The sequence below is a fragment of the Paenibacillus alba genome, from assembly GCF_013204855.1.
In the GTDB taxonomy this organism is placed as follows: domain Bacteria; phylum Bacillota; class Bacilli; order Paenibacillales; family NBRC-103111; genus Paenibacillus_E; species Paenibacillus_E alba.
In genome coordinates, this window is sequence record NZ_JABMKZ010000009.1 from 136,720 (window position 1) to 153,003 (window position 16,284).

Sequence of the window (16,284 nt, forward strand, 5' to 3'; positions counted from 1 at the left end):
TGAGGCCAAAATAAAATATAATTCAAGGAGGTCAATTCTCATGTCAAATCAAGGAAAAGTTTGGTCGTATACCGCACTTGCTGCACTGCTTGCAGGTTCTGTAACCCTTGCAGGCTGCAGCAAGACCGGCGATCCGGCACCTGCTGCGCCTACGACATCCGCCAGCGCGGTATCGGCGGCACCGAAAACAGAGGAGCCTTACGAGCTGAAATGGCTGAAGGCTCAAGATATATCCAAGCCCTATGATCCTACTAAGGATGCTGTGAAGCAAGCCGTAGAGAAAAAGCTGAACATCAAAATCACTCCGGAGATGGTGGACGTTCAGCAGTACAAGACGAAGCTTAATCTCAAAATGTCGAGCGGTGACATTCCCGATGTCGTACGAATTGATTTCGCCGACGATTTCCAAAAGTATGCGCAGCAAGGCGCTTTCGTTGATCTGACGAGTCTCATTAATGAGAAAGATACGCCGAATATCCTCAAGGAAGTGCCGAAGGAAGTCTTCGAGCAAGCCAAAGTAAATGGTAAAATTTACGGGATTCCTTATCAAGGCGGACCAGGTGCAGGCTATCGCTGGAATGTTGTGCTGCGCAAGGACTTCGTCGAGGGGATGGGCGCTCAAGTACCCAAAACGCTGGATGAATACTACAACTTGCTGAAGAAAGTTAAAGCTGAGAAACTGGATATCATCCCACTCGGCGGCTATACGGCACAGATTGGCCAGCAGAAATATGCGAACAATTCATTTGATCATATTTTTGGCGCATTTGGCGTAACACCGGGCTATTTCACGGAAAAAGACGGCAAATTCAGCAATTATGATATCGATCCGAAAATGAAAGAGGCCCTGCAGTATTTGCAAAAAATGTACGCAGAAGGACTCATTGATAAAGAATTCGCTACCATTAAGGAAGAGCAGCTGCGGGCGAAGCTTTACAGCGGCAAACTGTTCTCTTGGATGGGCTGGTGGTCCACACCAAATGACTATGACACACAAGTGGAAAGCAATGAACTTAAGAAAAGCGGCAAATTGGCTGCTGACGGCAAGCTGCCGGATCAGTCCAATGTACCGTACAAATATTTGTCTTTGAACAGCTCGCTTGTTGGTGCAGACGGTAAAGCGGTTGCTCCGTCAGGCGCGCCATTCGGCCAAATGAACGCAATCAGCGCCAAGACCAAAGATCCCAAAAAGGTGCTGGCAATCATAGAGAACTCCTTGTCGCTGGAGAATCAAATGCTGACCGTGTGGGGCATTGAAGGTGAAGACTACAAGATCGACAATGGCAAGATGAAAGTGGTTACGGATCTGATCGATCCTAAGACTCAGCAGGATAAGAATGGGAACTTCAGAGGGATTCAAAGCTACTTGTTCGCTCCTGGTTTGAAAGGCTGGCCGCGTTATCTGGAATCGCTGCCGCTGCGTCAGTCGCAGGCGTTGGATGTTGCCATCAACAATAAATTTCAAATTACAGATGCTTCGAATTACTTGGATTCTCCGACGAAAATCACCAAGCTTGTGGAACTGAACACGCTGCGGGATTCCGTCTTTACGCAAATTATTATGGGCGCGGACATCAAGAAATTCGATGACTTCGCAGAGAAATGGAAATCACAAGGCGGCACTCAGATTCTTACCGAGCTGGAAGCTTCCTTCAAAAAGAAATCAGGCAAATAAACCCCGTTATTTCTGGATAAAAGCTTATGGAGCCCCTCGTTCGGCAGCAGCCGGCGCGGGGGCTTTTGCCATCATTAAGGTGAAGGAGGATGTCAGGCATGGCGATTCGCTTCAAGAAACGCAGCGGTCACTCAGGGTTATTGTCACGGCTCAGTCTTCCGATATTTGTGTTGATTGTCACCTTCATTGCCCTGTTTGCAACGGCGGCCAGCTACATCCTCATCCGGGTGCAGAACGACCATACGCTGAAGATGGCAGAGCAGTCCATGAAATTTGTTTACCGTAATATCGAATATCAATTCGATACGATGAATAATGTGGCTGCTTTTTTTCTGAGCAATCAATCTATAGAAAATTTGTTAGTGAACACATATCAGGAGCCTTATGAAGCTGTCAGCGATTTGTATACGCTTGAAACCAATTTACAGAATCTATCCTTGCTGTCTTTACTGAATGATTTCGGCTCCGGGAATGTTGCGCAGCAATCATACGTGGTTTCAGTCGCATTGGAGCCGGGCAGTGGCTTGTATGCCATGGCAGCTGAGCATTTTTCCCCCATCACGGGGATATTTAAGAACGATGATTTGCAGAATCAGAAGTGGTTCCAAAGTCTAAGCCGCGGGGAACGACAGAACATATGGTGGAGCCAGAGGACAGAGTCCGATACAGCGATGGTCTTTTCGGCGAGAAAAAAAACAAGCCTCAAGGACGGCCGAAATATCGGTACGCTCATTGTTGGAGCAGATACGCGCAGCATCAGGGGGATCTTTGACAATGCCCGGCTTGAGGAAGGGTATCATCTACTGCTGGATGAAGCTGACAAAGTAATTTACAGCGAACGCTACGATTTTCTCGACGATGCAGGAGCGCTTCCCTATGTTCGTTCGCTTAAGGATTCCAAGGGGTCCATCGTTACGAGAATTGACGGAGAGAATCACAGAGTCATGTTCGAGACGCTTCAGAACGGGTGGAAGCTGCTTGCGGTCGTACCAGAGAGCCATTTCAGCCAGTATACCTTTGCCATTTCATTATTTGGCGCTGTGACAGCGGCTGTTGCCTTACTTATTGCCGGGTTCTGGCTCCGCAGAATTGTTGTCCGGGTAACGGTTCCTATTACAAGACTGGTTACGGCCATCCAGCGTCCGGAGGTGGTGGAGTTTAAAGAACCGCTTCCTTATCAGAATACGGGCATTTATGAAATCGACGAGCTGAACCAGCAGTTCGCTTCGATGCTCGTCACCATTCATGGTCTGATCGAGAAATCATTTACGGAAGAGATTGAACGACGACAGCTTCAATTGGAGCTGCTGCATGCCCAAATTAATCCCCATTTTTTGTATAACACACTGGATCTCATTAACTGCCGCGCGATCATGACGGGTGATCAGGAGACGAGCCGCATCGTGCGTTCGTTAGCCAATGTATTTCGGTATGGTTTGAACCGTGGGCAAACGTGGATCACTTTGGAAGAGGAAATCAAGCAGGTGGAAGCCTATCTCCATATTCAAAAGATGATGATCGACGATCTGCAGGTGGAGATTCACATCCCCAAGGAATTGTTATCCACAACCATTGTGCACCTTATTTTGCAGCCGCTCGCGGAGAACGCGATTAAACACGGCTTTGCGGACGGCCGAAGGGGCTGCCGGATTACGATTTCAGCCCGCTTGGAGCGGGAGGGACTTGTGCTGCGGGTCGATGACAACGGCCGGGGCTGTGAGGCAGATCAGATGAATCATATGCTTCTTAAGCAGCCAGCAAGAGAAGTCGGTGAAGCAGGCGAGGCGGGTACCGGCTACGGCACCTTGAATGTTCACAGGAGAATTCAGCTGTATAACGGCGAAACCTATGGGTTGCGTTATGTGAAAGTACCTGAGGGTACTAGTGTTGAAGTCGTACTGCCGTATCCAAGGCAGCAGAAGACAGGAAGAAGGGATGCTGCGAATGATTAAGCTGCTGATTGCCGAAGATGTGAAAATCGTTCGTGAGACATTGATCCATGCTATTAACTGGCATGCGTTAGGCATCACACTGCTCGGCGCTGTAGAGAATGGAGAGGAAGTGCTGGCATGGCTGGAGCGCGAGGAGCCGGATCTGCTTCTGACCGATATCGGGATGCCGAAAATGAGCGGATTAGAATTAATTGAAGCGCTCAAAGTGCGTAATCCGGATATTCGCTGCATCATTTTATCAGGACTAAATGAGTTCGATCATGCCCGCCAGGCTATAAAGCTGCAAGTGCTGGATTATGTGCTGAAGCCGATCGACCCCAGCGAGATTGAGAAAGTGCTGTCGAATGCCGTTGAGGTGCTGCGCAAAGAAAGGGAAGAACGCCTCGCCCTGACGATGGCGGAACAAACAGCCAAAGATCAGCTTCCGAACTTATCAGAAGCGCTGCCCCGCGGGGAGTGGACCGGAAGCTTGAAAAAGAAGAAGCTGGTCGAGCAGGCCATCCAGTATGTGAAGGAATCCTACATGCGCAAGGAGCTGGCGCTTTCCGATGTGGCGGCTTCCGTCGGTTTAAGCGATAAATATGTAAACTTGTTGTTTAAAGAAGTAACCGGCATGACGATCAACCATTGGATTATTCGGCTTCGCATGCAGGAAGCTGCCCGGCTGCTGAAGGATCCTGCCATTAAAATCTACGAAATCTGCGACTGGATCGGATATGCGGATCAGGATCATTTTCGGGAAAGCTTCAAAAAGCAGTACGGCTTGACGCCGTCAGAGTATCGGAATAAATTTTTGTGAATCGTTTTACTTCACTAAATCGTACCCTGTGAAGTATCAGCCCTCCCTATCGTGACTAGGGAGCGCTCCACGTTCTGCCGCCATCCATCGTAATCATTAAATGTCCATTGAGAACAACCCAGCCAAATCCGTCCATGTTCAGAAAAAATTGCTTCGCATCTTTTAAGATGATGTTGGGTACAATTTGCTGCCAATCCTCCTTGTTATAAGTTCTCATGGTATAAATGCTTTTGCCATCCGTGGATATGGCACGCCCTTCAATCATGTTGTCAAATTGGTAAATAGGAGATTCTTGCACATCCGTTAACCGGTACTTCAGCGGAAGCCACGTATTCCCGCCGTCATGGGTTTCGTAGGGGACATAGGTTCTACTATCACCCAGTGCAAATTGAGCAATAAACAACCCATGCTGATCGCCTTCCTGATCGAAAACGGGAGAGAATGTGTTGGCGTAGCCATTTTTAAATTCATCGGGAATTTCGACATGCTGAACTGCCCATGTTTTACCGCCGTCTTGGGTACGGAATAAGGGGAATTTGTCTGGCCCGTGATAGGTCGCTGTTATCCAGCCATCATTGGAATGGGGAAAAGCGATACCAGTCGGGTAACCATTGATGGCACTGGAGATATCGCTGACTCGTTGCCAAGACGTGCCTTGATCATCTGTCCGATAGAGCGACTTTCCCATTAGCCCCGCTGCGGGAGAAGAGGTAAGGAGTGCATAGCTGGGATCAGGGTAAGTGAGGCTGAGGTTGCTGTACACCGAAACGTTAGTTGACGTTTCCCATGCTTCTTCCGTTGGCAAAGCTGCTGATTTCCAATGTGCGGGCAAGCTGCTGCCATCCTGCAACCATTGGGTAGCAACAAGCTTCGGCTGCTTGGCATCTGTAAGATAATAGGCAAAGCCCAGAAACGGACTTAAGAAATCACCCGTGAGAAGGCGATCCTTGATCTGCATACCGTCTGGGATCTTAACCTCCCATGTCTTGCCTGTATTCTTCGTATAGAGCAGTTTGCCGTCTTGCATACCTAAACCTTCCTGACGGTCCATCGTTAGGATGCTGGCTGGGAATAAGCGAACGGGTATTGGCTGAGGTTTCGGTGATGCGGTTGGCGGTTTCGTCGGATTAGCTGATACTGAGGGAGATGGAACGACTGTGGCAGCAGGGGTTGGCTGGCTGGCTGGGAGCACCGAATCTGGCAGGGATGTTGGCGCTGCCGATGCCACAACGGTTGAACTGGGCGGCAAAGTTGGGACCGTTTGAGGAGTTGGCTGGGCGGATGACTGCATGGCCACTTTGGTTTCATTTGAATCGCATCCAGCAAGCAGCATACATCCTATGAGGGATATCATCGTAAACATGCGGTATTGGATAATCATTCGTTTACCCCCTTTTATTACCAATTAGACGTGGGCAAGTTTGTTTCGGGTCATAAAGGTGATATAAATGCTCTCTATGCCAAATGGCGATTATTCCAATTTCATTTATGCCAACGAAATGTCTAAAATAAAGGAATAGAGATCCAACATTCGTTGATTAGGAGATGGGCAATATGGCTGGCAACACATTTGGCGAGAGATTTCAAATTACAACGTTTGGTGAATCCCACGGAGAAGCCGTCGGAGTCATTATTGATGGCGTGACGCCGGGCGTTGAGATCGATGAGGCTTACATTCAAGTGCAGATGGATAGAAGGAAGCCAGGGCAATCCTCCGTGACGTCCCCTCGCAAGGAATATGACAAAATCCATATCATTTCCGGCACTTTTGAAGGTAAAACAACGGGGACTCCGCTATCGATTATTTTATACAATACGGACATGAGACCTGAAGCCTACGATGATATCAAAAATTCGTTCCGGCCTGGTCATGCAGATTTTACCTACTTGCAAAAATACGGCGTACGCGACCACAGAGGGAGCGGCCGGGCATCAGGCAGAGAAACGGCATCCCGAGTAGCAGCGGGGGCTGTCGCACGCAAGCTGCTTGAGCGCAGAGGCGTGTCCCTCGTCGCCTACACAACGGAAATCGGCGGGATCAAATGTCGTGATTTTATAGAGGACGCGATTGAAGCCAATCCTGTTCGAGCGTGTGATCCGGATGCAGCGATGAAAATGGTTGAGAAGATTGAAGCCTTGGCATTAGCTGGAGACAGCTGCGGCGGCATCGTAGAATGCAGAATTCGCGGCGTTCATCCAGGGCTGGGCGAGCCGGCTTTTGATAAGCTTGATGCCGAATTAGCCAAAGCGATGCTGTCCATCGGAGCTATCAAAGGGATCGAATTTGGTGCAGGTTTTGCTGCAGCAAGCATGCTGGGCAGTGAGCATAATGATCAAATGAATGCGGAAGGGTTCAGCAGCAATCATGCAGGCGGGATCATCGGAGGCATCAGTACGGGCGCAGACATCGTTTTTCGCGTCGTGGTCAAACCGACTTCGTCGATCTCCGTGCCGCAGAATACGATCAATGTCAATGGCGAGGAAAAAGTCATTGTGACAAAAGGACGGCATGATCCTTGTATTTGCCCAAGAGTCGTGCCCGTGGTAGAAGCGATGGCATGCCTTGTAATCGAGGACCATTATAAGCGTCAAGCTGCTCTGCTGTATTAACTGTCGCAAAAGTAGCAAGAAAACCGTGTCTCCAATTTATGGAGAGGCGGTTTTTTCCAAAAGACTCCTATTTCGCTCAAACGGGCCGATAGCTTCAATTGCCGCCTGAGCAGCAAATAGCAGCCCCCAAAGACTCCTATCTCGCTCAAACGGCCGCTTTTTGAGTAGATAGAAGTCTCTAGGGGCTCTTAATCGGCCAAAGTATCCCCATTCTGCCGCCTGAGCGCCAAATAGCAGCCCCCAAAGACTCCTATTTCGCTCAAGAGGCCGCTTTTAAAGTAGATAGAAGTCTTTAGAGGCTCTTAATCAGCCCCGATAGCTCCTCTTCATTCGTCGAAGTTAGGCAAAGAGCATCCTAACGAACCTCTGGTGTTCTATTTTTCGGATAAGAAGGCTCAACCCGGAGCCAAACGACCATTCCGATACTCTTTTGGAGACATCAAATACTGCTGCTTGAACACATTGGTGAAGTAGTTCGGCTCATCGAAGCCGATAGCGCAAGCAATTTCGAATATTTTCATGTCCGTATTGCGGAGCAGAATGGCCGCTTTGTCCATACGGACGCGAGTGACGAAGCGGGTGAAGCTTTCTCCCGTTGATTTCTTGAACAATACGCTGAAATAGCTGGCATTCAGATGAATATGAGAGGCGACATCCGTCAACCGGCATTCCTCGTTGTAATGCTCCTCGATATATTTGACAGCCCGCTCGATCAGATTGTCATTTTTGGACGCCTGCCAGTTGTTGAAGAGCAGCAAGAAGTTAGCTACTTGTTCGCTCGCCCAATGGCCGACTTCCTCCGCCGTCCAATGGGTTTGAGGCATGTCCCCGGGAATCCGAGCCAGCGAGGTTTGTTCCTCAGGTGCTAATTGTTTTTGAATAGTTCCCAGCAATGCAATGGAAAGCGAAAGCGCCTGAATTTTCATGTCTGCCAGCGTGGCGTTGGAAAGCTCAATCAGCAAGCGATCAAGAAGCTGTTGAAGGCTTTCTTCTTGGTTCATCAATATGGCGGACATGAGCTGGACCTCCAGTTCGTTCACCTTTGACTGGTTGAGCGACAGCGTCATGGTCATGCTGGATCCGTTGCTGGTTTCACTTCCGCTTGTGCCCGGAGCTCCGCCAGAGGAGAGGGCGGCTTCTTTGAACTGCACATAGCGTTCTGCCAACTGCTTGGCTGAAACATCAGCTCCCATGGGGTGAATGTTGAGATGGATTTTCAAATATTCCCAAGACGCCTGCTGAATGGCTTCCTGTATAGCCGCATTCACGGTATGGTAGTCCGAAACGAGCACAAAACGGTCATGTTCCACGAGCAGAAGACGAGCATCCAGTCCCGAGCCTTTCAGCAGCTCCTCCACGATATTGGACAAGGCAAACTGAATTAAACGCATATCACTGATGCCGTAATCTTTGATGGCTAAATCCTCATTATTCATCTGAAGCAGCCACAATTCTTTGTTGCTGAGCATACTGTCGAGACTTTTCTCGGCATCAGCCCTATGGGTGTAAGGCAAGTTCAGCAGAGCGGAACGAAGCTCCTGATCCTGCTGCTGCCTTTGCTGCCCTAACTGCTGCTGCTGTTTCGAATATTTTTCATAAAAACGCTCGGATGCCTTGCTCATCACCTGCTGGACATCTTGTTCCGTGCATGGCTTAATTAATAAATCCAACGCCCCAAGCCGGACGGCGGCCTGCGCGTATTCGAAGTTTTTGTATCCGGTCAAAATGATAACAAGCAGATCGGGATGACTTTGCCGCAAATGACCAACGAACTCGATTCCATCCATAATGGGCATCCGGATATCGGTCAGCACTAGATCAGGCTGCACCTGCTCAATTAACGCAAGCGCATCCTGACCATTGCTTGCCTCGCCAACGACCGTCCAGCCTTGTTGGCCGTCTTCAAACATTTTCCGCAGTCCCATGCGGAAATTCGGCTGATCCTCGACGATCAGCACTTTACCTTTCGGCATATGCCAGGCCCCCGTTCTCCATGGTGATATAAGGCAAAAGAAGACGCATCGTCGTTCCGCTGTCCACAACGCTCATAATTTCCAAGCGGTAGGGTGAACCATAGACTAACTCAATGCGGCGAACGACGCTTCGCACCCCAAGACTTTCACGCCCGTCAGAACGCTGCGGCAAAGCGGCCCCTTTCTCACCCAGCAGCTGTGAAATGGCGGATCCATCCATGCCACAGCCATTATCAGTCACTTCAATTTCCAGAAATCCATCCGCATTGCGAGCTCTAATGACTAGCACTTTATGGGCAACCTTGTTGCGGAAGCCATGCACGAATACATTCTCGACGAGCGGTTGAAGCAGGAAACGCATGATTTCACAGTCAAGAATATCCTCATCTGCTTGAATGATGGTCTCTAAATTCGCTTCAAATAACTCCGTTTGCAGCTTCAAATAGTTGCGCATTTGCTGCAATTCTTCCCGTACGCTCGTTGGAGTTCTGACAGGCATTAACGAGTATTTGAGCATTTCGGAGATCGCTGCAATCAAAGAGGCGGTTTCTTTCTCATTTTGCAAATAAAGCTTCCAGTAAATTTCGTTAAACATATTATGCAGAAAATGCGGATTCAGCTGCGCTTGCAGCGCTTTCAGCTCGGCTTCCCGTTCGCTTAACTGCGTCATATAGACTTCTTTAATCAACCGCCCGACTTGCTCGGCCATGGCATTGAAGCTTTCGGCCATATAAGCAAGTTCATCCTTGGTGCGAATTTCGATGCGGGCCTCGAAGTCGCCAGAGCGAACTTTGCGGAGTCCCATCAACAAATCCTTAAGCGGGCGCAGCAATTTCCCCGTGGACAAGACGATCAGGATGCTGGTAAGCATAATGCTGATTAAACCCGAGTAGACGATTCTTTGCGAAAGGGCTTTATTTTTACTTCGAATATCCGTCAAAGAAGTTCCGCTTACCAGCTTAAACGAAGTGGCTTTGGATTCGCCTTGAACGAACAAATGGTTATCCATCACTTGGGTTTGATTGAGATTAACCAGAAGCTGCTGCTTCTCGGCCAAATTTTGCGTAACGTTGCTGTAAAGCAGTTCCTTGTTATTGTTAAACAAATACACTTCACCTGTTCCATCCTTCGTCAACTCCTTGAGCGACCCTGAGAAAAAGGATTCATCCATCGCCATGACGAGCACACCATACGTATTCAAGGCACTATTTTTCATATAACGGGCAATGATGATCGTTTGTCGGAAGCCGCTGGGCTCAACAGAGCTGGGCAAGGCCATGCTTGTCCACACAAGATTGCCGGAGGTATCGCTCAATTTGGAGCTAATGACCTGAAAGACCTCGTCGCTTAAATTGTTAATGGTGGAGGTGGTATAGCTGAAATAAGAAGGATTGCCGTTTAGATCATAGAGATACATTCCGGTAATATAAGGGGCGTCCGATTTGATTTGGAAAATCTGTTCTTCGATCTGCTTTTTGTCAAAATACAAATTGAAAGCGTCTGCATCTTCGGCCGAATTGATGCGTTTAATGACCTGTTCAATCTGGGGATTAAACACAATCGTTTGGGAGATGCGGATGATCTCCTGGACTTTAAGCTCCATTTTGGCCAAAGCCTCTTCATTGGTGCGAGAGAACTGCTTGCTGATCTCTTCCTCAAACAGCTTCAGGTTGTATTGATACGTTAAATAGCCGGTGATCCCAAAGGACAAAAGAATAATGACAGACAAGCTCAGGATAAGTTTGACGCGAAAGCTTCTGTTGATTCCAAGCAAGGCTTGCATCCAATTAGGCATCGTAATGACCTCGGTTTCAATCATTTTTAGAATATATAGGGCGACGCAGATGAGGCATTTGCTACCTAAAGGATAACACAAAAAATAAAGATTGCGATGGAAATAAATATGTTATATCATCGGATTAAGCGCTTAACCCACAAAGATTAAGCGCTTTACCTTACCTTTGAGGGGGAGAAAGCCATTCATACGATACGTCTTACCATGGCCCAGGCACTGCTTCGCTTTCTGGATCAACAGTACATCTCAGTCGATGGGCATGAAACGAAATTTGTTCGGGGCGTCATGGGCATTTTTGGTCATGGCAATGTGACCGGCATCGGGGAAGCCTTGGAACGCAGCGCAGGGAGTTTGACTTACATACAGGGGAAAAATGAACAGGGCATGGTGCACGCGGCGGCGGCTTTTGCCAAGCAAAAGAACCGCCTGCAAATTTACGCTTGCACAAGCTCTATCGGGCCAGGCGCGTTGAACATGCTGACAGCCGCTGCGACGGCAACTGTTAATCGGATTCCGGTGCTGCTGCTGCCGGGGGATAATTTTGCTTCCAGACAGCCAGACCCGGTTCTGCAGCAGTTGGAAGTCGCAGGAGACTACAGCCTGTCTGCCAATGATCCTTTCAAGGCCGTCAGCAAATACTGGGACCGCATCGTGCGTCCCGAGCAGTTGATGACGGCGGCGCATCAAGCGATGCGCGTGCTTACCGATCCTGCGGAAACAGGAGCTGTTACACTAGCGCTTCCGCAGGATGTGCAGGCTGAGGCTTATGATTACCCAGAAGCCTTTTTTGCCAAACACGTGCACTACATAGATCGGCGGCCTCCAGCCAGAGAAGCTGTGAATCGTGCGGTGGATTTGATGCTCGGGAAGAAGCGGCCGCTGATCATCGCTGGCGGCGGTGTCCTGTATGCCGGGGCGACGAAGGAACTGGCTGAGTTCGCTGAGGCTTTTCACATCCCGGTAGCTGAGACGCAGGCAGGCAAAAGCTCCCTGCCATGGAACCATCCGCTGCATGTAGGGGCGATCGGTGTGACAGGATCTCGCGCAGCGAACATCATCGCGAGAGAAGCTGATCTGATCATCGGCGTCGGGACGCGTTACTCCGATTTTACAACGGCATCCAAATCAGCTTTTGCTCATCCGGATGCGCAGTTTATCAATATCAACATCAGCGGCTTCGATGCGTCCAAATTAAACGGCATTGGCATCACGGCAGATGCCAAAGAAACGTTAGGCACCTTATTCCACGCGTTGTCCGCTCATTACTATGAGAGCGGTTACGAAAGCGGGTATGTGGAGCTTTTGAAAGCAGAGTGGGAGCAGGAGGTCGATCGTCTGTATGCCATGGAGCACGCCGAAGGCATGGCGCAAACGCGCGCGCTTGGCGTGATAAACCAAACGATTGACCCCTCAGCGGTCGTCGTTTGTGCAGCCGGAAGTCTCCCAGGCGATCTTCACCGGTTATGGCGATCAACCGAGCCCAAAACGTATCACATGGAATACGGCTTCTCCTGCATGGGATACGAAGTAAGCGGCGCTTTTGGCGTGGCGCTGGCTGATCCCCATCGCGAGGCGTATGCCATCGTTGGAGACGGAAGCTACTTGATGCTTCACTCGGAGCTGCTGACCAGCCTGCAGGAAGGCCGCAAAATCACGATTTTGCTGTTCGATAATCACGGCTTCCAGTGTATTCACAACCTGCAAAGAGGCCACGGCAGCGATGGCTTCGGCAATGAATTCCGCTATCGCGAAGCGGCGACAGGCAAGCTGACAGGTAGCTACATGCCGATCGACTTTACGGCGCATGCCCGCAGTTTGGGAGCGAAGGCTTACAAAGCAGGCACGCCTGAACAACTTAGGGAAGCGCTGCTGAAAGCCAAGGAAGAAACCGTGACGACCTTGATCGAAATTCCGGTTGTGCCGGGAACGAACACGGATGGCTATGAATCCTGGTGGCAAGTAGGCGTGCCAGAGGTGTCCGAGAGCGAAAAGGTGCTTAAAGCGCATGAAGAAATGAAGAACCGCATCCAAGCGGCCAAACCTATTTAACCAACAAAGGGGATTTGAACGATGACAGAGCTTCCATTCAAGCTGGGCGTGCACCCGATTAATTGGGTGGGTGAAGATGTTAAGGAGCATGGCGCAGATACGACGTATGAACAAATTTTAGATGATATAGCAGCACTAGGGCTTGCAGGCACCGAGATGGGGCGCAAATATCCAACAGACATTCCCGTGTTAAAAGAAGAACTCGCGAAGCGGGGCATTCAGCTTGTTTCGCAGTGGAAATCGGTGCTTTTCTCCGATCCTGCCTACCGCGACGAGGAGCTTGCCGCTTATCGCAAGCATGCGCAGTTTCTCCAAGAAATGGGCAGCACGGTCATCAGCACGGCGGAAGTGGGGGGCTCGCTCCATTTTGATCCGCGCCGGACGCCTAACGAGAAGGAAGTGCTTCGTCTGGATGAGGCAGGCTGGCAGAGCTTGGCTGAGGGGCTTAATCTTGCAGGGGCCATCGCGCAGGAATATGGACTCAAGCTAACCTATCATCATCATGGCGGTACAGTGGTAGAAAGCCCGGAGGAAATCGACAAGCTGATGGCAATGACGGATCCTGCGCTTGTGCATTTGCTTTTTGACACGGGCCATGCTTACTACGGCGGGGCAGATCCGCTGACCGTGCTGCGCAAGCATTACGGCCGTATCGCGTACATTCATTTGAAGGACATTCGTCAAGCGGTGCTGGATGAAGCGAGAGCGGAACAAGTGGACTTTGTGACCTGTATTCGAAAAGGCGTATTCACCGTTCCTGGCGATGGCTGCCTTGATTTTGGGCCGATTTTCCAAGAGCTGCTGGAGCGGAAATATGAAGGATGGGCGATGCTCGAAGGTGAGCAAGACCCGGTTACGCATCCTCCTTATGAATATGCCAAAAATGCACTTCGTTATATCCAATCTCTTATTCCCCAAGAAAGAAGGTAATGGTTCGATGACCTACGTGACTTTTCCGCTAGATAAGCCGCTGGATTTTGCCGCAATAGGACGACTGTGCATTGATTTGAACGCTAACGAAATTCACCGTCCGATGGAAGAGACGATGACGTTTACGAAGTATGTCGGAGGCTCTCCGGCCAACATCACGATCGGGATGGCGAGACTTGGCCTGCAAACGGCTTTTATCGGCAAAATCGCCAATGACCAAATGGGCCGCTTCATCGAGGATTACTTGCAGCGCAATCAGATCGAGACGACGAATGTCGTGACCGATCAAACGGGAGCTGTCACAGGGCTTGCTTTTACCGAGATCAAAAGCCCTACCGATTGCAGTATTCTGATGTATCGCGACAATGCGGCTGATCTGCTGCTTACCCCTGCGGAGGTTCAGGAATCGCTGATCGCTCAGGCGAAGGTGCTGCTCATCTCTGGGACGGCCCTTGCACAAAGCCCTTCACGTGAAGCGGTATTCCAAGCACTCAGCTATGCGAAGAAGCATGGCGCAGTGATCGTATTTGATTTGGATTATCGTCCCTATACGTGGACATCAGCGGAAGAGACAGCAACTTACTACAACTTGGCGGCGGAGAAATGCGATATTATCCTCGGCACACGCGAAGAATTCGACATGATGGAACGTTTCGAGACGAACCCAGAGAAGGATGATCGGATTACAGCGGCCAAATGGTTCGACTATTCGGCCAAAATCGTCATCATCAAACACGGCAAAGAGGGCTCCATTGCCTATACGCCTGACGGTGTCGGCCACCGTGCGAAGAGCTTCCCAGCTAAAGTTGTGAAGACGTTTGGGGCTGGGGATTCGTACGCGGCAGGCTTTATCTATGGCATTATGCAAGGCTGGACGATTGAAAAAAGTATGGAATACGGCAGCGCAGCCGCTTGTATCGTCATTTCCAGCCACAGCTGCTCAGATGCTATGCCAACGGCTGCACAGGTGGATGATTATATCGAACGCTGCAACCGCGGCGAAATTACAGCTTCTTAATTGACTGAAAAGGGAGAGCTTCACGATGACAGAAACTTTGAAAAATTGGATCGGCGGCGAATGGATCGCTTCCGCATCCACACAAACAGAACCCGTATACAACCCTGCAACGGAAGAAATTCTTGCTTACATTCCCATTTCTACGAAGGAGGAAGTTGATCAAGCCGTTCGCAACTCCCAAGAGGCGTTCCAGTCCTGGAGCCGCACGCCGGTGCCGCGTCGGGCTCGCATTTTGTTCAAATATCAGCAGCTGCTGGTCGACAACTGGGAAGAGCTTGCGCGGATCGTGACGCGTGAAAATGGCAAAAGCTACACCGAAGCGTACGGCGAAGTGCTGCGCGGCATCGAGTGCGTCGAATTCGCGGCAGGAGCGCCAACGCTGATGATGGGTAAACAGTTGCCCGATATCGCATCGAATCTGGAATCCGGCATGTACCGCTATCCGATCGGGGTCATCGGTGGTATTACACCGTTTAACTTCCCGATGATGGTGCCCTGCTGGATGTTCCCGCTGGCGATTGCCTGCGGCAACACCTTCGTGCTGAAACCGTCGGAGCGCACGCCGCACTTGGCTAACCGTTTGGCGGAGCTGTTCCAACAAGCCGGTCTTCCGGACGGCGTGCTGAACATCGTTCATGGCGCGCACGATGTCGTGAACGGACTTCTGGAGCATCCTGAAGTCAAAGCGATTTCATTCGTTGGCTCCCAACCGGTAGCCGAATACATTTACAAAACCGCTTCAGCCCATGGCAAGCGGGTGCAAGCCTTAGCCGGCGCCAAAAATCACTCGATTGTGATGCCGGATGCGGATCTGGATATCGCGGTGAAGGAAATCGTCAACGCGGCTTTTGGTTCAGCGGGCGAGCGCTGCATGGCCTGCTCGGTTGTCGTAGCCGTCGGCGATGTGGCTGACACACTTGTCAGCAAGCTAACGGAGGCGGCTAACCGCATCACGATGGGCAATGGCGCAGACGAGGGCGTGTTCTTGGGGCCGGTCATTCGCGACCAGCATAGAGAACGGACCTTGAAATATATCGAGATCGGCGAAAAAGAAGGCGCGATTCTGATTCGCGACGGACGCAAGGATAAGGCATCCGACGAGAAGGGGTATTTCGTAGGTCCGACTATTTTTGATGACGTGGAGTGCGGCATGAAAATTTGGGAGGACGAAATTTTTGCGCCTGTGCTTTCCATCGTTCGGGTGGCAACGCTGGAAGAAGCGATTGCGTTATCCAATCGCTCGGAATTCGCCAATGGGGCCTGCCTGTTCACGCGAGATGGCAGCCATGTCCGCCAATTCCGCGAAACGATTGATGCGGGTATGCTGGGCGTCAATCTCGGCGTTCCTGCACCGATGGCGTTCTTCCCTTTTTCCGGCTGGAAAAAGTCGTTCTACGGTGATTTGCACGCGAATGGGACGGATGGCGTTGAATTCTATACACGCAAAAAAATGGTCACAGCCCGCTGGTAGGCCCAGAAAGGA

11 protein-coding genes are annotated in these 16,284 nt (G+C 50.3%); 8 read left to right on the forward strand and 3 right to left on the reverse strand.

Annotated elements, in window-relative coordinates:
- Nucleotides 1-40: 40 nt before the first annotated feature.
- The 3 genes from HQN90_RS14520 (at nt 41) to HQN90_RS14530 (ending at nt 4,426) form a co-directional block, all read left to right on the forward strand.
- Nucleotides 41-1,675 (forward strand): extracellular solute-binding protein, encoded by a 1,635-nt coding sequence (locus HQN90_RS14520; protein ID WP_173219668.1) that lies wholly within the window; start codon nt 41-43, stop codon nt 1,673-1,675.
- A gap of 98 nt (nt 1,676-1,773) precedes the next feature.
- Nucleotides 1,774-3,627 carry a cache domain-containing sensor histidine kinase gene (locus HQN90_RS14525; protein ID WP_173219671.1) on the forward strand — a complete coding sequence of 618 codons (1,854 nt, stop codon included), beginning with the start codon at nt 1,774-1,776 and terminating at the stop codon, nt 3,625-3,627.
- Nucleotides 3,611-4,426, forward strand: a complete 816-nt coding sequence (locus HQN90_RS14530) for a response regulator transcription factor (RefSeq protein ID WP_173219674.1) — start codon at nt 3,611-3,613, stop codon at nt 4,424-4,426. Before HQN90_RS14525 ends, HQN90_RS14530 begins: the two co-directional genes overlap by 17 nt.
- Nucleotides 4,427-4,481: 55 nt before the next feature.
- Here the strand turns inward: HQN90_RS14530 and HQN90_RS14535 are convergent, their stop codons facing one another.
- The gene (locus tag HQN90_RS14535) at nt 4,482-5,807 is read right to left on the reverse strand and encodes a hypothetical protein (RefSeq protein WP_173219677.1); all 1,326 of its coding nucleotides are present in this window, start codon (nt 5,805-5,807) and stop codon (nt 4,482-4,484) included.
- Nucleotides 5,808-5,980: 173 nt separating this feature from the next.
- Between HQN90_RS14535 and aroC the strand changes: the two genes are divergently transcribed.
- Nucleotides 5,981-7,036, forward strand: a complete 1,056-nt coding sequence (aroC, locus tag HQN90_RS14540) for a chorismate synthase (RefSeq protein ID WP_173219680.1) — start codon at nt 5,981-5,983, stop codon at nt 7,034-7,036.
- A gap of 395 nt (nt 7,037-7,431) precedes the next feature.
- On the opposite strand, the gene HQN90_RS14545 is transcribed toward aroC, so the two are convergent.
- Nucleotides 7,432-9,009, reverse strand: coding sequence for a response regulator (locus HQN90_RS14545; protein WP_173219683.1), 1,578 nt, complete (start codon nt 9,007-9,009; stop codon nt 7,432-7,434).
- Nucleotides 8,996-10,804 carry a cache domain-containing sensor histidine kinase gene (locus HQN90_RS14550; protein WP_173219686.1) on the reverse strand — a complete coding sequence of 603 codons (1,809 nt, stop codon included), beginning with the start codon at nt 10,802-10,804 and terminating at the stop codon, nt 8,996-8,998. The genes HQN90_RS14545 and HQN90_RS14550 overlap by 14 nt, the downstream gene beginning before the upstream one ends.
- Nucleotides 10,805-10,987: 183 nt before the next feature.
- Between HQN90_RS14550 and iolD the strand changes: the two genes are divergently transcribed.
- Genes iolD through HQN90_RS14570 form a run of 4 tightly spaced genes read left to right on the forward strand, consistent with a single transcriptional unit; the run spans nt 10,988 to nt 16,272 of the window.
- Entirely contained in the window at nt 10,988-12,853 is a 1,866-nt protein-coding gene (gene iolD / locus HQN90_RS14555) for a 3D-(3,5/4)-trihydroxycyclohexane-1,2-dione acylhydrolase (decyclizing) (protein ID WP_173219844.1), read from the forward strand.
- Nucleotides 12,854-12,874: 21 nt separating this feature from the next.
- Nucleotides 12,875-13,783, forward strand: coding sequence for a myo-inosose-2 dehydratase (iolE, locus tag HQN90_RS14560; protein ID WP_173219690.1), 909 nt, complete (start codon nt 12,875-12,877; stop codon nt 13,781-13,783).
- A 7-nt stretch (nt 13,784-13,790) separates the two neighbouring features.
- Entirely contained in the window at nt 13,791-14,801 is a 1,011-nt protein-coding gene (iolC, locus tag HQN90_RS14565; RefSeq protein WP_173219693.1) for a 5-dehydro-2-deoxygluconokinase, read from the forward strand.
- A 25-nt stretch (nt 14,802-14,826) separates the two neighbouring features.
- The gene (locus HQN90_RS14570) at nt 14,827-16,272 is read left to right on the forward strand and encodes a CoA-acylating methylmalonate-semialdehyde dehydrogenase (protein ID WP_173219696.1); all 1,446 of its coding nucleotides are present in this window, start codon (nt 14,827-14,829) and stop codon (nt 16,270-16,272) included.
- Nucleotides 16,273-16,284: the final 12 nt, after the last annotated feature.